This window comes from Achromobacter sp. 413638, from assembly GCF_043119405.1.
Classification (GTDB): Bacteria; Pseudomonadota; Gammaproteobacteria; order Burkholderiales; family Burkholderiaceae_B; genus Achromobacter.
The window spans coordinates 51,764-69,330 of sequence record NZ_JBICCO010000016.1; the positions used below are offsets into that span (position 1 = coordinate 51,764).

The window sequence follows — 17,567 nt, forward strand, 5'->3', positions numbered from 1 at the left end:
CCCGCGCGCGCGGGGGCGCCCCCGCCTCGCCTGCGAGGCGCGTAAAAAACCCCGGCGGCTCGGACGTGAGCCGCCGGGGTCGTGTCGGCGCGCGGCAGGCTCCTGCCGCGCACGGCCCCGCTTACTGCAAGGTGCGGGTGAAGACGAACTGGCCGTCCCGCCAATCCACCGGCACCACGTCGCGCGGACCGAACTGGCCTTCCAGGATCAGCCTGGCCACCGGGTTCTCGATCTGCTGCTGGATCGCGCGCTTGAGCGGCCGCGCGCCGAACACCGGATCGAAGCCCGAACGCGCCAGCTCGGCCAGCGCGGCCTCGGTCACTTCCAGCCGCATCTCCTGCCGTTCCAGGCGCTCGCCCAGGCGGCGCAGCTGGATGCGGGCGATGGACTCGATGTGCTGCGCTTCCAGGCCGTGGAACACCACCACCTCGTCGATGCGGTTCAGGAACTCGGGCCGCAGCGTCTGCTTGAGCTCGTCCCACACCACTTCCTTGACCACCTCGTAGGGCTTGCCGGCCAGGCTCTGGATGTGATGCGAGCCCAGGTTCGAGGTCATCACGATGACGGTGTTGCGGAAGTCCACCGTGCGGCCCTGGCCATCGGTCAGGCGACCGTCGTCCAGCACCTGCAGCAGCACGTTGAAGACGTCCGGATGGGCCTTTTCCACTTCGTCCAGCAGCACCACGCTGTAGGGCTTGCGGCGCACGGCCTCGGTCAGGTAGCCGCCCTCTTCATAGCCCACGTAGCCCGGAGGCGCGCCGATCAGCCGCGCCACCGAGTGCTTTTCCATGAACTCGCTCATGTCGATGCGGATCATGTGCTCTTCGGAGTCGAACAGGAACTCGGCCAGCGCGCGCGTCAGCTCGGTCTTGCCCACGCCCGTGGGGCCCAGGAACAGGAACGAGCCATAGGGCCGCGACGGATCCGCCAGGCCGGCGCGCGAACGCCGGATGGCGTCGGACACCAGGCGCACGGCCTCGTCCTGGCCCACCACGCGCTTGTGCAGGTATTCCTCCATGTGCAGCAGCTTCTCGCGTTCGCCCTGCATCATCTTGGACACCGGGATGCCGGTGGCGCGCGACACGACCTCGGCGATTTCCTCGGCGCCGACGCGGGTGCGCAACAGGCGCGGCCGGCCCTCATCGCCCTCGGCCTCGGTGGCGGCCTCGGCCGCGCCGATCTCGGCGGCCTTCAGGCGCGCCTCCAGGTCGGGCAGCTTGCCGTACTGCAGCTCGGCCAGCTTGTCGAACTGGCCCTTGCGCTGCAGCTCGGCCATCTCGGCGCGCACGCCGTCGATCTCTTCCTTGATGGCCTGCGTGCCCTGCACGGCGGCCTTTTCAGCCTTCCAGATTTCCTCGAAGTCGTTGTACTCGCGTTGCAGCTTTTCGAGCTCGTCCTCGATCACGCCCAGGCGGCGCTTGGAGGCATCGTCGGTTTCCTTCTTGACGGCCTCGCGCTCGATCTTGAGCTGGATGATGCGGCGGTCGAGCTTGTCCATCACTTCCGGCTTGGAATCGATTTCCATGCGGATGCGCGCACCGGCCTCGTCGATCAGGTCGATGGCCTTGTCGGGCAGGAAGCGGTCGGTGATGTAGCGGTGCGACAGCTCGGCCGCGGCCACGATGGCCGGGTCGGTGATCTCGACGCCGTGGTGGATCTCGTAGCGTTCCTGCAGGCCGCGCAGGATGGCGATGGTCGATTCCACGTCGGGTTCGTCGACCAGCACCTTCTGGAAGCGGCGCTCCAGCGCGGCGTCCTTCTCGATGTACTTGCGGTATTCGTCCAGCGTGGTCGCGCCGATGCAATGCAGCTCGCCGCGCGCCAGCGCGGGCTTGAGCATGTTGCCGGCGTCCATCGCGCCCTCGGCCTTGCCGGCGCCGACCATGGTGTGCAACTCGTCGATGAAAACGATGTTGCTGCCATCGTCCTGCGCCAGTTCCTTCAGCACGGCCTTCAGGCGCTCTTCGAATTCGCCGCGGAACTTGGCGCCGGCCAGCAGCGCGGCCAGGTCCAGCGACAGCACGCGCTTGCCGCGCAGCGTCTCGGGCACTTCGTCGTTGACGATGCGCTGCGCCAGGCCTTCGACGATGGCGGTCTTGCCGACGCCGGGTTCGCCGATCAGCACGGGATTGTTCTTGGTGCGGCGCTGCAGGATCTGGATGGTGCGGCGGATCTCGTCGTCGCGACCGATCACCGGGTCGAGCTTGCCCTGGCGGGCGCGCTCGGTCAGGTCCATCGTGTACTTGGACAGGGCCTCGCGGTTGGACTCGCCCTCGGCGGCGGACACCGACTCGCCGCCGCGCACGGCGTCGATGGCGGCTTCCAGCGCCTTCTTCTGCAGGCCGGCTTCCTGCAGGATGCGGCCGGCCGGGGCTTTGTCGTCGGCCAGCGCCAGCAGGAACAACTCGCTGGCGATGTAGGTGTCGCCCCGGCGCGCGGCTTCCTTGTCGGTGCGCGTCAGCACGCCCTGCAGCTCGCGGCCGACCTGGACGTTGTCATCGCCCTGCACCTGAGGCAGGGACTTGAGCGCCTGCTCGATGGCCGGCTGCAACCGGTTCACGGCGACGCCGGCGCGCGCCAGCAGGCTGCCGGCCCCGCTGTCGGGATCGGACAGCAGCGCGGACAGCACATGTATGGGCTCAATGTAGGGATGATCGTTGCGGGCGGCCAGGCTCTGGGCGTCCGCCAATGCCTGTTGGAACTTGGTGGTAAGTTTGTCGAATCGCATAGTGGTCGTTTGGCTTGTTGAGGAGCCTGACCGATGCATCGCCGGCTGGCTCGATGACCTGAATATGCGGCCGGGACGGGGAATTTCAATACCCTGCCGGCCTTGCGGACTCTATCGACGTGCGGCAACCTGAGGAATCATGAGCATATACGTTTTTGTCTACGGCACGCTACGCGCGGGCGAGATCAACGACCTGGAGCGGACCGCCTCCGACCGTGGACTGCCGGCGGTACGGCGGGTCGGCGCGGCCAGCGTGCCGGGCCGGCTGGTCGACTTCGGCGCCTGGCCCGGCCTGATTCCCGTGGCTGACGGGCGTCGCGTCCTAGGAGATATCTATCAGGTCGAGCCGGCCCATATCCAATTGATGGACGAGATCGAGGACTACCATCCCGGCCGGCCCGGCTGCTTCCTGCGCCGCGACGTGCTGGCGCGCCTCGCGCAGCCGGGCCCGGACGGCGCGGAGCTGCCCTGTCAGTACTACCCGATAGATCCCGCGCGGCGTGGCGCCGCCAGCGACATCGCGGCCGTCGATCACGTCACGGACTGGGTCGTTTACCGCCACGCGGGGAACGCTCGCGCGGCGTCCCTGTCCAAGGACGCCGCGAGCGCGTAAGACACCCGTAGTAACAACGGACTACAATACCAATTGTCATCACGCTTCATGCCCGCATCGGCTACCCGCCGCTCGACGGGCGCTATAGAGGTCAATATGCAAAAAAGGGTCCCCGTAGCCCCAGATGCCGCCCATTGCTCCACGTGTATGCTGGGACACGTGTGCGTGCCCGTGGGCATGGCAGCCGCCGAAGTAGAAAAGCTGGACGAACTGGTGAAGGAACGCGTGCGCCTTGAAAAGGGCAAGACGCTGTACTCGCTGGATCACCCCCTCGATGCGGTCTATGGCGTGCGCTTCGGCAGCCTGAAGACGCAGCTCGAAGACGCGACTGGCCAGATCCAGATCACCGGTTTCCACCTGCCCGGCGAGATCGTCGGCATGGACGGCATGCTCGAGGGCAAGCACGTGTCGGCCGCCGTCGCCCTGGAAGACTCCGAAGTCTGCGTCATTCGCCTGAATGAAGTCGACCGCGTCGCCGCCCACCTGCCCTCGCTGCAGCAGCAGTTCCGCCGTCTGATGAGCCGCGAGATCACGCGTTCGCACCAGATGCTGGCCTCGCTGGGCTCGATGCGCTCCGAGCAGCGCCTGGCGGCTTTCCTGCTGAACCTGTCGCAGCGCTACGCCTCGCTGGGCTATTCGTCCACCGAATTCGTGCTGCGCATGAGCCGCGAGGAAATCGGCAACTACCTGGGCCTGACGCTGGAAACGGTGAGCCGGCTGTTCTCGCGCTTCGCGCGCGATGGGCTGATCCGCATCAACCAGCGCGAAGTCCGCATCCTCGACCAGCCTGCGCTCAAGCAGCTGCTGGGCCAAGAAAGCTGCTGAAGCCGCCCATGCGCCGCGCGCGCGCCTTCCTGCCGGCCGCCAGCCTGATGCTGGCGGCGTTGATGGCCCCGCTGGCGGCCGCCGCGCAGACGCCCCTGCCCGATCCCTACGACTACGACGAAGCCACGCCCGCGCCCAAGCCGGCCAAGCCGGCGCGCTGGCAGACCGTCGAGCTGGGCAAGCCGGGCCATCGCTACAAGATCCCGGTCTACGCCAACCGTCCGCTGGGCAAGGGCGAACTGGCCGACATCAAGCAGGTGGTGGTGGTGATCCACGGCGTCAAGCGCGACGCCGACCGCTATTACGAATACGTGACCGACCTGCTGGAACGCAATCCGGAGCGCGCGCGCGACACACTGGTGCTGGCGCCGCGTTTTTCCGGTTCCATCGATTCCGGTTTCGCCGGCATGGCGGCGTGGCGCAAGGCCAGCTGGGAAGAAGGCGAGGACAGCGTGCAGGCCGCCGGCCGGCCGGCGCCGGTCAGCTCGTTCCAGGTTCTGGATGACCTGCTGCGCAGCCTGGACGACCGCCAGCGCCTGCCCGCGCTGGCCGGCATCGTGCTGGCCGGCCATTCCGGCGGCGCGCAGCTGGTGCAACGCTACGCCGTGCTGAACAACGTCGACGGCCCGCTGCGCCGCGATGGGCTGGCGCTGCGCTACGTGATCGCCAATCCCTCTTCCTACCTGTACCTGACCAACGAGCGGCCACGCCCGGACGGCAAGGGCTACGCGCCCTACGAACGCGGCATCTGCCCCACCTACAACCAGTACAAGTACGGCACCGACAAGCTGCCCGCCTACGCGCGCGGCCAGGAGGAATCCCGGCTGTTCGTGCGCTACGCGGCGCGCGACGTCACCTACCTGCTAGGCGGCGCCGACAACAACCCCGAGCACCGGCTGCTGGACAAGACCTGCGGCGCCGAAGCCCAGGGCTCCACGCGACTGGCGCGCGGCACCGCCTACCTGCAATACGAGTTCCTGCTCGCGTCGCGCGGCGGCAAGCCGGTCACGCTGCACCGCGCCGGCTACGAAGTGCGCGGCGTGGGCCACGACGGCAAGAACATGTTCGGCTCGGAATGCGGCGCCCAGGCCCTGCTGGGCGAAGGCGCGCGCGGGACGGACAAGGCCGCGCCCTGCGAGCCGATCAAGCCGCGCGGCAAGTAGCGCCCGCCAGGCACCGTCCAGGGCGCCCTCCAATCATGACAGCAAGCTGAACAATGGCGCGGCGGCGCGTGCAATTTCGCGCGGCCGGGAGCAATATAGGGACATGCTGGCGGCGGCGCGCTTGCGGCCGCGCCGGCGTTTCCCATTCCGGCAAGCAGCAAGGACCGCCATGACGCACACGCATCTGGATGTCGCCGACGCGAAGCGCCGCATCAAGGCCATTTTCGTCGGCTCCATGGGCAACTTGGTCGAGTGGTACGACTTCTACGCCTACACCGCCTTCGCGCTGTACTTCGCCCCCGCCTTCTTCCCCTCGCACGATCCCGTCGTCCAGCAGCTCAATGCCGCCACGCTGTTCGCGGCCGGCTTCATCGTGCGGCCGCTGGGCGGCTGGCTGTTCGGGCATATCGCGGACCGGCACGGCCGGCGGCTGTCGCTGATGGTGTCGGTGGGCATGATGTGCGTGGGCTCGCTGATCATCGCACTCACGCCCACCTACGCTTCCATCGGCCTGGCCGCGCCGGCGCTGCTGGCGCTGGCGCGCGTGATCGAGGGGCTGAGCCTGGGCGGGGAATACGGCGCCAGCGCCACCTACCTGACCGAGATCGCCGACGCCGAGCACCGCGGCTTCTATTCCAGCTTCCAGTATGTGACGCTGATCGGCGGCCAGCTCAGCGCGATCCTGGTGCTGTTGCTGCTGCAGAACGTGTTCCTGACTCACCAGCAGTTGGTGGATTGGGGCTGGCGCATCCCCTTCGTGATCGGCGCGCTGCTTGCCATCGTGACCGCCTTCATGCGGCGCGACATGCCCGAGACCGATTCCTACAAGGCCGCCAGCAAGACCCAGCCGCGCACCAGCTCGCTGCGCGGCCTGCTGAAGTACCCGCGCGAGGTGGCCATCGTGGTGGGCCTGACGGCGGGCGGCACGGCGGCCTTCTACACCTTCACCACCTACATGCAGACCTTCGTCCGGCAGACGGCGGGGTTCTCTGACATCGTCACCACCTATGTGATCGCCGCCTCGCTGATCTTCGCGCTGATCCTGCAGCCGCTGTATGGCGCGCTGTCCGACCGCATCGGGCGCAAGCCCTTGCTGGTGTTCTTCGGCGTCGCGGGCGCGCTGCTGACCGTGCCCATCCTGTACACGCTGGCGCAGACGCGCTCGCCCTTCATCGCCTTCCTGCTGATCTGCGGCGCCTGGGTCTTCACGGCCGGCTACACCTCGATCAACGCCGTGGTGAAGGCCGAGCTGTTCCCGACCAACATCCGCGCCACCGGCGTGGCCGTGCCCTATGCGGTGACCGTGTCGATCTTCGGCGGCACGGCGCCCGCCATCGCCCTGTGGTTCAAGCAGCAGGGGCATGAGCAATGGTTCTATTACTACCTGGCCGGCGTGATCTTCCTGTCGCTGCTGGTGTATGCGACCATGCGCGACACGCGCCGCGAATCGGCCATGCACCGACATGAATAGCGACAGCGGGCGCGAGCGGGCCTGACGCGGGCGGCCCGCCGCAATAGGCCCGCGCCGGCCCCGCGCCACACGCCGGCATGCGCCGGCTAGCGCCGCGCTCCGGTCAGCGCCCGCTCGGGCGCGGGCGCGGACGGCTCCAGCGGCGCGGCCTGCAAGGACTGGATCTCCAGCGCCGTGACGGCATGCGCCACGCAGGGCAGGATCCAGCCCTCCTCCTTCTCGTCGCGCGACAGGCCCGGCCATTCGATGCGGTAGCGGATCTCGCCCTCCAGCATGAGGCACATGCAGGCGCGGCAGGTGCCGTTGCGGCAGGAGCTGGGCAGCTTGATGCCGCCGGCCTGCGCGGCCAGCAGCAGCGGCGTGTCCTCGTCGGCATCGAAACGCAGGCCCGAGGGCTGGATCAGGACCGGATGCGAGGGCATGGCGAAAGGCGGACGGGCTCAGCCGGCCGCGTCGTCGCGCCAGTCCAGCTGCCAGGCGCCGGACAGCACGTTCTGCAGCCACAGCGTGCAGGTCAGGGTCTTGGCGTCCGTCACTTCTCCCCGGGCGCAGGCCTCGTACAGCTCCGACGGTTGGGCGCTGATCACGTCCAGGAACTCGTCCTGGTCCAGCTGCCTCGGCCCGGCGCGCAGGCCGCGCGCGAAGAAGATGTGGATGATCTCGGTGGAATAGGCGATCGCCAGGTGCAGCGCGCCGGCGTGGGCCCATTGCGCGGCGGTATAGCCGGTTTCCTCCAGCAGCTCGCGCTTGCCGCAGGCCAGCGGATCCTCGCCCGGGTCCAGCTTGCCGGCGGGAAACTCCGTCATGACGCGGCCGATGGGATAGCGGAACTGCCGCTCCAGCAGCACCCGGCCGTCGTCGAGCAGCGGGATCACCACCACGGCGCCGGGATGCACCACGTATTCGCGCGTGGAGGTGTTGCCGTTGGGCAGGCGGACGGTGTCGTTGCGGATCTTCAGGAAGCGGCCGTCATAGGCCGCCACGCTGGAAACCAGCTCTTCGTGCAGATGGGATTCGGGTTTGGTCGTCATGGCGCGTGCGGATGGCGGCCGGGAGGGCGGCGGCCTGCGCCGTCCGCCCGGCAGGAGTGCATGAGCTTACCATCGCGCCGCGACGGTCCCGCGGGGCCGCGCGCCCGGCCCCGCGCCTACGGCGCTACCCGGATCACCACCTTGCCGAAATGGCTGCCGGACGCCAGGTGCGCGAAGGCGGCCGGCGCCTCGTCGAAGCCAAAGACCCGGTCGATCGCGGGCTTGATGCCGGCGACCGAGACGAAACGGGCCAGGTCCTCCAGCATCTTGCGGCTGCCCACGAAAATGCCTTCCAGGCGCTTGGCGCCGCCGATCAGCGCCAGCGGCGCCACCGGCGTCGCGCCAAAGCCGCTGACGCCGCCGATCATGGATACCGTGCCGCCCATGCGCACGGCGGCCACCGAGCGCTCCAGCGTGCCCTGCCCGCCCACTTCCACCACGACGTGCGCTCCGTCGCCGTCCGTCTGGCGCAGCGCTTCGACCTGCCATTCGGGCGTCTCGCGGTAATTGATCAGCACATCCGCGCCCAGTTCGCGCGCCTGTTCCAGCTTGCGGTTGCTGGACGAGGTGACGATGGCCCGCAGGCCGGCGGCCTTGGCCAGCTGCAACCCCCAGATCGACACGCCGCCCGTGCCCAGCAGCAGCGCCGTCTGGCCCGCCTGCGCGCGGCCGCCGACGAACAGGGCGTTCCACGCGGTCACCGCCGCGCAGGGCAAGGTCGCGGCCTCTTCGTCCGACAGACCCGCCGGCGTGGCGACCAGCCCGTGTTCGGCATAGACGGCTTCCTCGGCCAGCACGCCATCGGTGGCCGCGCCCGGCGCCAGCGCGGTCTTGGCCGGCGTGGGCTCGCCATCGACCCAGTCCGGCATGAAGGCGCCCATGACACGGTCGCCCACGCGGAAACGCGTGACGCGCTCGCCCACGGCGGCGACCACGCCAGCCATGTCGGAGGCGGGGATCACGGGCGCGCCGCTGCCCTTCAGGTAAATGCCGTCCGCGACCATCAGGTCGCGGAAGTTCAGGGACACGGCGTGAACGCGCACGCGCACGTCGTACGGGCCGAGCGCTTTCGATTCCAGCGTGACGCGCTTGAGCGATTCGATGCCCTTGCCGCCGGTGACGTAATAGGCCTGCATGATGAGATTCCTTGCGATACGTAATGGAAGGCGCGCCGTGCCGGCGTCGCCCGGTATCGCTAAGATATAGGGGAATAGATATCCCTAGTGGCGCATTTTTTTCCTTTCAATGATTCCCAAAAGGCACCAATCAAGGATTGCCATGAATACCCGCAATGTCCACGACCGGCTCAACGGCATCGAAGCCTTCGTGCAGGCGGCCGAGGCCGGCAGCTTCGCGCTGGCGGCCGAGCGCCTGCGCCTGACACGCTCGGCCGTCGGCAAGTCCATCGCGCGGCTGGAGGCCCGGCTGGGCGTGCGGCTGTTCCACCGCACCACGCGCCAGCAAAGCCTGACCGACGACGGCCAGGCCTATTACGACCGCTGCGTGCGCGCGCTGGCCGAACTGCAGGCGGCCGAGGCGGAGCTGGACAGCGGCCGCCGCGAGCCGCAGGGCCGCCTGCGCGTCACCGCGCCGCTGGTGTTTGGCCGGCATTGCGTCGCGCCGGTGCTGCGCGAGCTGGCGGGCCGCTATCCACAGCTGGAGGTCGACATCTCGTTCAGCGACCGCGTGGTGGACCTGATCGACGAAGGCTATGACCTGGGCATCCGCGTCGGCGACCTGCCGGACAGTTCCAGCCTCGCGGCCCGCCGGCTGGGCCTGCAGACAATGGGCATCGGCGCGTCGCCCGCCTATATCGCCGCGCATGGCCGTCCCGTCACGGCGCAGGAGATGCAGGCGCACGCCGGCATCATCTATGCGCGCGGCGGCCAGGACAAGGCCTGGACGATGCAGGACGAGGATGGCCGCGCGACACAGTTGCGCCTGCGGCCCAGCCTGCGCCTGGACGACCTGCAGGCCATCGCCGACGCGGCCATCGCCGGCGCCGGCCTGGCCTGGCTGCCCTGCTGGATGCTGGCGCGCTATGTCGGCACGGGAGAGCTGGAAGTGCTGATGCACGGCGACCAGCTGGCCGCCCATGAGGTGCACGCGGTCTGGCCGCAGGCGCGCCACCTGCCCTCCAAGACCCGCACCGCGATCGACGCGCTGGCCGCGCGCGTGCCTGCGATGCTGGCGCCGTAGCGGGGACGGCCTCGCGCGTACCCGCGCGGATCAGGGGGTAGAGAATGCCGGCGAGACCGGCGCGCCGAATACCTCGTTCAGCCGAACTTGCGCAACGCGTCCAGCGCCAGGCCGGCGCCGATGCTGCCGAACAGGTCGCCCTCGACGCTGCGCGCGCCGGTCACCAGCGCCGACACGCTTTCGCGCAGCCGGGGCACGCGACTGGAACCGCCGGTGAAGAACACGGTGTCCACGTCCGCCGCCGCCACGCCGGCGTCGCGCAGCAGCGCGCCGACGGTGGTTTCCACCTTTTCGATCAGCCGGCCGACACAGGCGTCGAAGGACGGCCGCGTCACGTCCACGGCCAGCCCCGCGCCGACGCGCGACAGGTCGATGCGGGCCTCGGGCGCTTCCGACAGCGCGATCTTGGCCTCTTCCACCTGCACCGCCACCCAGTGGCCGGCGCGCTCCTTGACCAGATTCAGCAGCAGGTCGATCTTGGCGCGGTCGCCGGCCTCGGCGCGGATGTAGGCGAAGTGCTCGGCGGCCTTGCGGGTATACGCCTGGTTGATGGTGTGCCAGCAGGCCAGATTGCCGTACTGCGTGGACGGCACGTCCTTGCCGCTGCGCAGCTGGCTGCCCAGGCCCAGCAGCGGCATGACGTGGGCCAGGCTCAGCTGCTTGTCGAAGTCCGCGCCGCCGATGTGCACGCCGCCGTAGGCCAGGATGTCCTCGCGGCGATCGGCCTTGCCGGCGCGGCCGGGGCCCAGGCGGATCAACGAGAAGTCGGAGGTGCCGCCGCCGATGTCGATGACCAGCACCAGCTCCTCGCGGTCGATCTGCGATTCATAGTCGAAAGCCGCGGCCAGCGGTTCGAACTGGAACTCGATGTCGGTGAAGCCGACCTGGCGGGCGATCTCGCCCAAAGTGTCCTGCGCGGTCTGGTCGGCGGCCGGATCGTCGTCCACGAAGAATACCGGGCGACCGAGCACCACGCGCTGGAAATCGCGGCCGGCGGCGGTCTCGGCGCGGCGCTTGAGTTCGGCGATGAAGCGCGTGAGCAGCACGCGGAACGGAATCGAACGGCCCTGGACCTCGGTGGAGCCGTCGATCAGCGAGCTGCCCAGCAGGCTCTTCATCGAGCGCATCAGGCGCCCGTCGTAGCCGGCCAGATAGTCGGCGATGGCGCCCCGGCCATAGCTGACCTCGTTGTCTTCGTCATGGAAGAAGATGGCCGACGGCAGGGTGGGCTTGCCGTCCTCGAGCGACAGCAGCGCGTGCTGGCCGGGGCGGCTCCAGCCCACGGTGGAATTGGACGTGCCGAAGTCGACGCCGCATGCGGAGGAAATCATGGAATTCAAAGGCTTGGGGGCAAAACGGCGCACAAGTGTACCCTGCCCGCGCCGGATCGCTCCCTGCCCGCCCCCGCCCTCGTCCGCCGGGGCGCCCCGGCCCGCCGTCCTGGCCGCCCCGCTATTGCTGCTGGCGGCGCTGTTCAAGCTCGCGCAGGCATTGCGCCACGCCGGTCTGCATCTGCGCGTTGGACACTGCGGCGCGGTCCGAGACCCGGCGGCAGCGTTCGTACTCGGACCTGCTGGCCGGGGTATCGCTGATCGCCGCCGGCGCCTGCGCCCCGGCCTCGCCCGTGACGGTGATGCGCAGCGTCGAGGGCGGCGAGAGGCTGCCGTCCTTGGAGCGGACGCTGGGGTATTGGAATTCCTGGCTGGCGGGCGCGGCGGTCTGCGCCTGCGCCAGACCCGCCGTGCAGGCGACGGCGAACAGGAAAGCGGAAACGATGGTTTTCTTCATGGCGACCTCTCGGGAAATAAGGCGCAGGCCGCGCCCGACCATGCGTCCGGCGGGCTTGCGCGCCGGCCTATGGTAGTCCGCCTGCGCGCGCCAAGACGCAACACAATGCCGTGCAGATGTTTCCCGCCGTTTCTTCGTGGTTTCTTCGTGGCTTCTTCATGGGCTCTTCCCGCGCTCTTCCTGGACTCTTCGTTGCCGCTTGATCGCGTCGTTCCCGACGCGTCGCCGCCGCGCCAGCCCGGCCCGCTGCACGCCCCCGAAGGCTAGATCAGGTTCCGCGTGCCCGCGATGGCCGCCAGCGCATGCGTCACGCCGTCATGCCAGTGCGGCGCGCGCACCCCGAAGGCCCGGGCCAGCCGGCCGCAGTCCAGCGTGGCATTGGCCGGACGCTGCGCGGCGTTCGGATACTCGCTGGCCGGCACGGCGTGGATGTCGGCCGGCGTCAGCGTCAGGGCCAGGCCGGCGCGGCGGGCCTGGCGCGCGATGAAGCAGGCGTACTCATGCCAGCTGGCATCGCCCGAGGCGCTCAGGTGGTACAGGCCGAACGGATAGTCGCCTTGGCCATGCAGATAGCGCGCCACGGCCAGCGCGGTGACGTCGGCGATATAGGCCGCGTCGGTCGGCGCGCCGCGCTGGTCGCCGACCACGCGCAAGGCCTCGGGCTGGCGCAAGGCCATCAGCATGGATTTGAGAAAGCTGTGGCCGAACACGCCATAGACCCAGGACGCCCGGAAGATCAGGTGCGCCGGATTGGCCGCCTGCACGGCGCGTTCGCCGGCCAGCTTGCTGCGTCCGTACATGTTCAGGGGCGCGGCCTCGTCATCCTCGACATAGGGCGCGGACTTGGCGCCGTCGAACACGTGATCGGACGAGTAGTGCACCATCAGCGCGCCGCGCGCGGCGGCCAGCGCCGCCAGCTCGCCAACCGCCTCGGCGTTGATCCGCATGGCGCGCACCGGGTCTTCCTCGGCGCGCTCCACGGCGGTCCAGGCCGCGGCATTGACGATCACGTCGGGCTTTTCCCGACGCACGAGCCGGGCTATCTGCAAAGGATAGGTCAGGTCGCAATCATTCCTGCCCGCCGCCGACACCACGCCCAACGGCGCCAGGCTGCGACGCAGCTCGAAACCCAATTGCCCATCCCGGCCCAGCAGCAGAATCTTCTTGGTCATGCTCTCGCTCTGCGGCGCCCGCCGCGTCTCTCCACAGGCCCGCTCCGCTCCGCGCGGATCGCCTGTCTGTCGCGCAAATACCGGCCGATGCACCAGCCTTCATGCCCTTGTGTCCGTCATGCCGCGATTCTGACGGTTCAATGGTCCGATTTTGGCCTGAGTCGCATCCGGATAGCCATACTAAAACGTAATCTGACTTCGCAAATTTAAGACTATTGAGGATGCGAACCATGGCCGCCCTCGATGGCCCCGCGCCATCCCAGTCTTGTCCACCTGCCAGCGGAGCATCGATGAAACCGGTCAATACGACATCATTCTCGGCGTCTGACGCTTCGGGTCCCGAACGCCCGGGTCCCGGCGCCGCCCGCTCGGGCGGCCGCCGACACCTGCTGCTGTCGCGCCCGCCCGCCCCCATCCGGGTCGCCATCCTGGACGACCATCCCGTCGTGGCGCTGGGAGTGGGAGCTTACCTGGAAATGCGCCAGGGCTTCCGGGTCGTGCACCAGGAAACGTCGGCGCGGGGCCTGCTGGAAAAGCTGGCCGCCTCGCCTTGCGACGTGGCGCTGATCGATTTCTACCTGCCCCAGGAACCCTGGGACGGCGTGAACTACCTGCGGCGGCTCAAGCGCTATCACCCGACGATGGCGCTCATCACCTTTTCCGCGGGCAACCGGCACGAAACGCAATACGCAGCCTTCCGTGGCGGCGCCAGCGGCTATCTCGCCAAGCAATGGGGCATGGTGTTGCTGCCGGACATGATCCGTGGCGTGCTCAGTGGCAAGGACGCCTTCCTGTCGGTGCAGGACGGCAAGATACGCGCCATCCGGCCGACGCCGCCGCACGCGCAGCTGACGACCTCCGAAGTCGAGATCCTGCGCCATATCAGCCAGGGCCTGTCGGTGACGCAGATCGCGGCCCGCCTGATGCGCAGCAAGAAGACCATCAGCACGCACAAGCGCCGCGCGATGCGCAAGCTCGAGCTCTCGGACGATCTATCCCTGGCCCTGTACCTGCGCGAGAAGTTCGCCGGATGAGGCAGGCGCGGGGTGCGCCCGCGCCTCAGATGATGCGCGAGTAGCTGGCGCCGCTGCTGGCGGCGCGCAGATAGCCGTCGAAGGTCATGGCCACGGCGCGCACGAAGTACCAGCCCAGGCCCGTCACCTGCACGCCGCCGGCGCGCAGGTTGACCAGGCCCAGTTCGGCCAGATTCGCCAGCTGGGACAGTTCGCGGCCGAAGTAGTCGCCGAAGCGCAGGCCGTGCCGGGCCTCGACCTGGGCGAAGTCCACGTCGCCCTGGCACATGATGTCCATGATGATCTCGCGCCGCACCAGATCGTCGGGGCTCAGCTCCAGGCCCCGCTCGGTCGCGAAGCGCCCGGATTCGATGGCCTCGTAGTATGCGTCCAGCGTCTTGACGTTCTGGCTGTAGGTATTGCCGATGCGGCCGATGGCCGACACGCCCAGCGCCACCAGGTCACGGTCCGGCTGCGTGCTGTAGCCCTGGAAATTGCGGTGCAGCTCGCCGCGCTGCTTGGCCTGCGCCAGCGAATCGGAATGCAGCGCGAAATGGTCCATGCCGATGTAGGCATAGCCATGCTTGAGGAACCCCTCGATGGCCGCGCTCAGCAGGCCCACGCGGGTGGCGCGGTCGGGCAGGTCCGCCTCGTTGATGCGGCGCTGCGGCTTGAACCGCTCCGGCAGGTGCGCATAGGCGTACAGCGCGATGCGGTCGGGTCGCAGCGCGATCACCTGCGAAATCGTACAGGCGAACGATTCCGTGGTCTGCAGCGGCAGGCCATAGATCAGGTCCACGTTGACCGAGGCGTAGCCCAGCGCCCGCGCGCTCTGCACCAGCGCCCGCACCTCCTCGAACGATTGCACCCGGTGCACCGCGACCTGCACGCGCGGGTCGAAATCCTGCACGCCGAAGCTGAGCCGGTTGAAACCCAGCGTGCGCAGCAGCCCCAGGCGTTCGGGCGTGGCCGTGCGCGGATCCACCTCGATGGATATCTCGGCATCGGGCTCGAAACGGAAGGCGCGCCGCAGGTCGCCCATCAGCCCGGTCAGTTCCTCATCCGACAGGAAGGTCGGCGTGCCGCCGCCGAAATGCAGCTGCGACACGGGCACGCCCGCTCCCAGTTCCTCCACGTGCAGCGCGATTTCCCGCGCCAGGGCGTCCAGATAGCGGGCGGCGCGGTCATGATGCCGGGTCACGACCTTATTGCAGGCGCAGTAGTAGCAAACCGAATCGCAGAACGGAATGTGCACATACAGCGACAGTGGCTCGGACGGGCTGCTCGCGCGCCGCTGTCGCAGCGCCTGGCGGTACGCCGGCTCGCCAAATCCGCCGTGATAACGGTCGGCGGTCGGGTACGAGGTATAGCGGGGACCATTCTTGTCCAGCCGCGCCAGGAGCTGGGGAGGAAAAAAGGGCTCGGCGGCGGACGACGCCGGGGCTTGCGAGAATTGAGGGCGTAGGGCGGCTTGCATACCTTGGATTATTCGCTCGCGGCGCGCACGCCGCCTTGATCTCGCGCAAACGGGGCGCGCCCCGACGCCCTGGCGGCTGCTCCGCCGGCGCGTCCCTTAAAATCCGCCCTCGCCCCCGAACCGGCAAGACTAGGAGTCCCGCATGGACACAGACATGGGTACAGAACTGGATGGCCGCCTGCTGGCCATGAGACAGGCGCTGGCCATCGCCATCGCGCTGTCGACCCGCAGCAATCCCCAGGCCACCGACATGGCGCTGGAACTGCTGGGCGACCTGAAGGCGCACATGCACGATGCGCCGTCCGACAGCCCCTTCGAGGTGCCGGCCTGGGTGTCCGGCGCCCAGGACGAGCTGGACGGCATCGCCCGGCTGGTGCGCGCCTTCACGCAGACGCCCGAGCCCGGCGCGGCCGACGCCTAGGCCCGTTCGCGCCGGCTCCGGGCGCCGCGCGGCGCGGCCCGGGAGCGGCCCCCGATGGCGGCCGCTACGAAGCATGAGGGTCCGAGGCGCCGCAGCCATTGCCGTCCGGGCGCCTGACGCGCCAGTACAGGTTGCGGAACTCGGCCGCCACCGGCTCGAAACCCTCGGGCCGGGCCGGCGCCCGTTTCAGCTCCAGCGCGCCGCAACGGCTGGCCAGGTCGGCCGGCACCCAGGGGCTGAAACGCGGCTCGCCCTTGATCAGCACCAGGGGCCGCTCCGGCAGGCGCAGGGCCAGCGCGCCGGCCTCGGCGGGCGGCCCGGACACGAGCCTGACGGGTCCGCCCAAGGCGCGCATGGCCGGCGCATGCAGGGCCTCGGCCAGCGCCCGCGAATCGAAATAGCGCCAATCGTCCGGCTTGCGCGCGATCGCGCCGCCGGTCGGCGCCACCAGCGCCATGCGCAGCATCAGGGCGGCCTGGACCACGAGGAAGGCGACCAGCGCGGCGCGCGGGGGCACCCGCCGAGTCCAGGCGCCGCCGCCCGCCAGCTCCAACGCCGCCGGCACCACGAACAACAGATAAGGCGTGCCCCAATGCAGCTGCACGTGGGCGCCGGAGACCAGGGCCATCATGCTGACGAACAGCAGCGGCACCAGCCCGAACGCGAGCAGCAGGGCGCGCGCCGCATCGGGCGCGACATCGGCCGCCACCTGGGGAGCCGCCGGACGCAACCGGCGCGTGACCAGCCACAGGGCGGCCAGCAAGGCCCAGGCCGGCAATGCGCGGTTCAGGATCTGGTCGCCCCACCAGCGCCCCACTTCGCGCGAACGCGCGCCCCAGGACAGGTCCGCGCCCAGCGAGGACGACATCGCATAGCCCAGCGGTTCGAAGTTGTGCTCGATGAGCCAGTACAGGTGCGGGAAGAAGACCGCCAACGCGGTGAGCGCCGCCACCTGCAGGCCGAACACCTGCATCGGATCGCGCCAGCCGCGCTGGCTGAGCCAGAACACGAACACGCACAGCGCGGCCACGGCCGCCTGGTACTTGGACAGCGCGCCCAGGCCCAGGCACAGGCCCAGCGCCACCCACCAGACGATCTTGCGCGTCTGCCAGGCGCGCCAGCAGGCGGCCGCCGCGCCGGCCACGAAGGTGATCAGCGGGATCTCGTGGTTGTAGAAATGCAGCCGGCCGTTGTAGAACGTGACGCACAGCCCGGCCAGCAACGCGACCAACGCATACGCGCCGCCGCGCATGCCGCGCAGCATGCGCCAATAGATGAAGAACCCGCCCAGCGTGCAGAGCGCGCCCAGCACATAGGTGGTCCACGCGGACCAGCCCAGCGCCTGCACGAAGGGCCACAACAGCCAGGTCGGCAGCGGCGGATGCTTGTAGTAGCCCCACTCCAGGCTGCGCACCCAGGTCAGTTGCTCGATATTGTCCGTCGGCGGCGCCAGCGTCGAGCGCTCCAGCAGCCACAGCCAGGGCGCGGCGAACGCGATCATGCCCAGAACGACCTGCCAGGCTCGCGGCCGGATGGCGTGCAGCGTGTCCTTCAACCCTCTTGCTCCCATTTCCCGCGCATCGCGGCCGCCGGTCCCGCCGATCGCCCGGCATCGGGCGGCACGGCATTATCAGACGCATCCCCAGGGCCTGGGACGGGCTTTTGT

At 69.1% G+C, this 17,567-nt stretch carries 16 protein-coding genes; 7 read left to right on the forward strand and 9 right to left on the reverse strand.

The window, feature by feature from the left end; genetic code table 11:
- Nucleotides 1-121 precede the first annotated feature (121 nt).
- Complete coding sequence (clpB, locus tag ACEU5R_RS09225; protein WP_392409926.1) at nt 122-2,728, reverse strand: ATP-dependent chaperone ClpB; 2,607 nt, start codon at nt 2,726-2,728, stop codon at nt 122-124.
- Between the two features lie 139 nt (nt 2,729-2,867).
- On the opposite strand from clpB, the gene ACEU5R_RS09230 reads away from it, so the two are divergent.
- From ACEU5R_RS09230 to ACEU5R_RS09245, 4 genes are all read left to right on the forward strand, one after another.
- Nucleotides 2,868-3,341: a gamma-glutamylcyclotransferase gene (locus tag ACEU5R_RS09230; RefSeq protein WP_103275224.1), complete on the forward strand. Its 474-nt coding sequence runs from the start codon at nt 2,868-2,870 to the stop codon at nt 3,339-3,341.
- A 96-nt stretch (nt 3,342-3,437) separates the two neighbouring features.
- Nucleotides 3,438-4,166 (forward strand): fumarate/nitrate reduction transcriptional regulator Fnr, encoded by a 729-nt coding sequence (gene fnr, locus ACEU5R_RS09235; RefSeq protein ID WP_392409927.1) that lies wholly within the window; start codon nt 3,438-3,440, stop codon nt 4,164-4,166.
- 8 nt (nt 4,167-4,174) lie between these two features.
- The gene (locus tag ACEU5R_RS09240) at nt 4,175-5,329 is read left to right on the forward strand and encodes a hypothetical protein (protein ID WP_392409928.1); all 1,155 of its coding nucleotides are present in this window, start codon (nt 4,175-4,177) and stop codon (nt 5,327-5,329) included.
- Between the two features lie 169 nt (nt 5,330-5,498).
- Nucleotides 5,499-6,800, forward strand: a complete 1,302-nt coding sequence (locus ACEU5R_RS09245; RefSeq protein ID WP_103275226.1) for an MFS transporter — start codon at nt 5,499-5,501, stop codon at nt 6,798-6,800.
- Nucleotides 6,801-6,886: 86 nt separating this feature from the next.
- Here ACEU5R_RS09245 and ACEU5R_RS09250 read toward each other — a convergent pair whose 3' ends face one another.
- The 3 genes from ACEU5R_RS09250 to ACEU5R_RS09260 all read right to left on the reverse strand — a co-directional run bounded on the left by ACEU5R_RS09250 (nt 6,887) and on the right by ACEU5R_RS09260 (nt 8,967).
- On the reverse strand, nt 6,887-7,222 hold the full coding sequence (locus ACEU5R_RS09250; RefSeq protein WP_392409929.1) for a 2Fe-2S iron-sulfur cluster-binding protein: 336 nt from the start codon (nt 7,220-7,222) through the stop codon (nt 6,887-6,889).
- A gap of 18 nt (nt 7,223-7,240) precedes the next feature.
- Nucleotides 7,241-7,831, reverse strand: coding sequence for an NUDIX domain-containing protein (locus tag ACEU5R_RS09255; protein WP_103275228.1), 591 nt, complete (start codon nt 7,829-7,831; stop codon nt 7,241-7,243).
- A 116-nt stretch (nt 7,832-7,947) separates the two neighbouring features.
- A complete protein-coding gene (locus ACEU5R_RS09260) occupies nt 7,948-8,967 on the reverse strand; it encodes an NAD(P)-dependent alcohol dehydrogenase (protein ID WP_392409930.1) in 1,020 nt (339 codons plus the stop codon).
- A 142-nt stretch (nt 8,968-9,109) separates the two neighbouring features.
- Here ACEU5R_RS09260 and ACEU5R_RS09265 point away from each other — a divergent pair, with 142 nt between their 5' ends.
- Nucleotides 9,110-10,030: a LysR family transcriptional regulator gene (locus tag ACEU5R_RS09265; protein WP_103275230.1), complete on the forward strand. Its 921-nt coding sequence runs from the start codon at nt 9,110-9,112 to the stop codon at nt 10,028-10,030.
- A 77-nt stretch (nt 10,031-10,107) separates the two neighbouring features.
- Here ACEU5R_RS09265 and ACEU5R_RS09270 read toward each other — a convergent pair whose 3' ends face one another.
- From ACEU5R_RS09270 to rfbD, 3 genes are all read right to left on the reverse strand, one after another.
- A complete protein-coding gene (locus tag ACEU5R_RS09270) occupies nt 10,108-11,361 on the reverse strand; it encodes an Hsp70 family protein (RefSeq protein ID WP_392409931.1) in 1,254 nt (417 codons plus the stop codon).
- 121 nt (nt 11,362-11,482) lie between these two features.
- Entirely contained in the window at nt 11,483-11,818 is a 336-nt protein-coding gene (locus ACEU5R_RS09275) for a hypothetical protein (RefSeq protein ID WP_103275232.1), read from the reverse strand.
- A gap of 263 nt (nt 11,819-12,081) precedes the next feature.
- On the reverse strand, nt 12,082-12,990 hold the full coding sequence (gene rfbD / locus ACEU5R_RS09280; protein WP_392409932.1) for a dTDP-4-dehydrorhamnose reductase: 909 nt from the start codon (nt 12,988-12,990) through the stop codon (nt 12,082-12,084).
- Between the two features lie 290 nt (nt 12,991-13,280).
- Here rfbD and ACEU5R_RS09285 point away from each other — a divergent pair, with 290 nt between their 5' ends.
- The gene (locus ACEU5R_RS09285; RefSeq protein WP_103275234.1) at nt 13,281-14,024 is read left to right on the forward strand and encodes a response regulator transcription factor; all 744 of its coding nucleotides are present in this window, start codon (nt 13,281-13,283) and stop codon (nt 14,022-14,024) included.
- 25 nt (nt 14,025-14,049) lie between these two features.
- On the opposite strand, the gene hemN is transcribed toward ACEU5R_RS09285, so the two are convergent.
- On the reverse strand, nt 14,050-15,480 hold the full coding sequence (hemN, locus tag ACEU5R_RS09290) for an oxygen-independent coproporphyrinogen III oxidase (protein ID WP_392409933.1): 1,431 nt from the start codon (nt 15,478-15,480) through the stop codon (nt 14,050-14,052).
- A gap of 154 nt (nt 15,481-15,634) precedes the next feature.
- Here hemN and ACEU5R_RS09295 point away from each other — a divergent pair, with 154 nt between their 5' ends.
- A complete protein-coding gene (locus ACEU5R_RS09295) occupies nt 15,635-15,901 on the forward strand; it encodes a hypothetical protein (protein WP_392409947.1) in 267 nt (88 codons plus the stop codon).
- Nucleotides 15,902-15,965: 64 nt separating this feature from the next.
- Here the strand turns inward: ACEU5R_RS09295 and ACEU5R_RS09300 are convergent, their stop codons facing one another.
- On the reverse strand, nt 15,966-17,456 hold the full coding sequence (locus tag ACEU5R_RS09300; protein WP_233772489.1) for a glycosyltransferase family 39 protein: 1,491 nt from the start codon (nt 17,454-17,456) through the stop codon (nt 15,966-15,968).
- Nucleotides 17,457-17,567: the final 111 nt, after the last annotated feature.

What these genes read in the sequence shown, in the direction of transcription:
- clpB (WP_392409926.1), bottom strand. Translation starts at nt 2,728, where the DNA reads ATGCGATTCGACAAACTTACCACCAAGTTCCAACAGGCATTGGCGGAC.
- ACEU5R_RS09230 (WP_103275224.1), top strand. Translation starts at nt 2,868, where the DNA reads ATGAGCATATACGTTTTTGTCTACGGCACGCTACGCGCGGGCGAGATC.
- fnr (WP_392409927.1), top strand. Translation starts at nt 3,438, where the DNA reads ATGCAAAAAAGGGTCCCCGTAGCCCCAGATGCCGCCCATTGCTCCACG.
- ACEU5R_RS09240 (WP_392409928.1), top strand. Translation starts at nt 4,175, where the DNA reads ATGCGCCGCGCGCGCGCCTTCCTGCCGGCCGCCAGCCTGATGCTGGCG.
- ACEU5R_RS09245 (WP_103275226.1), top strand. Translation starts at nt 5,499, where the DNA reads ATGACGCACACGCATCTGGATGTCGCCGACGCGAAGCGCCGCATCAAG.
- ACEU5R_RS09250 (WP_392409929.1), bottom strand. Translation starts at nt 7,222, where the DNA reads ATGCCCTCGCATCCGGTCCTGATCCAGCCCTCGGGCCTGCGTTTCGAT.
- ACEU5R_RS09255 (WP_103275228.1), bottom strand. Translation starts at nt 7,831, where the DNA reads ATGACGACCAAACCCGAATCCCATCTGCACGAAGAGCTGGTTTCCAGC.
- ACEU5R_RS09260 (WP_392409930.1), bottom strand. Translation starts at nt 8,967, where the DNA reads ATGCAGGCCTATTACGTCACCGGCGGCAAGGGCATCGAATCGCTCAAG.
- ACEU5R_RS09265 (WP_103275230.1), top strand. Translation starts at nt 9,110, where the DNA reads ATGAATACCCGCAATGTCCACGACCGGCTCAACGGCATCGAAGCCTTC.
- ACEU5R_RS09270 (WP_392409931.1), bottom strand. Translation starts at nt 11,361, where the DNA reads ATGATTTCCTCCGCATGCGGCGTCGACTTCGGCACGTCCAATTCCACC.
- ACEU5R_RS09275 (WP_103275232.1), bottom strand. Translation starts at nt 11,818, where the DNA reads ATGAAGAAAACCATCGTTTCCGCTTTCCTGTTCGCCGTCGCCTGCACG.
- rfbD (WP_392409932.1), bottom strand. Translation starts at nt 12,990, where the DNA reads ATGACCAAGAAGATTCTGCTGCTGGGCCGGGATGGGCAATTGGGTTTC.
- ACEU5R_RS09285 (WP_103275234.1), top strand. Translation starts at nt 13,281, where the DNA reads ATGAAACCGGTCAATACGACATCATTCTCGGCGTCTGACGCTTCGGGT.
- hemN (WP_392409933.1), bottom strand. Translation starts at nt 15,480, where the DNA reads ATGCAAGCCGCCCTACGCCCTCAATTCTCGCAAGCCCCGGCGTCGTCC.
- ACEU5R_RS09295 (WP_392409947.1), top strand. Translation starts at nt 15,635, where the DNA reads ATGGGTACAGAACTGGATGGCCGCCTGCTGGCCATGAGACAGGCGCTG.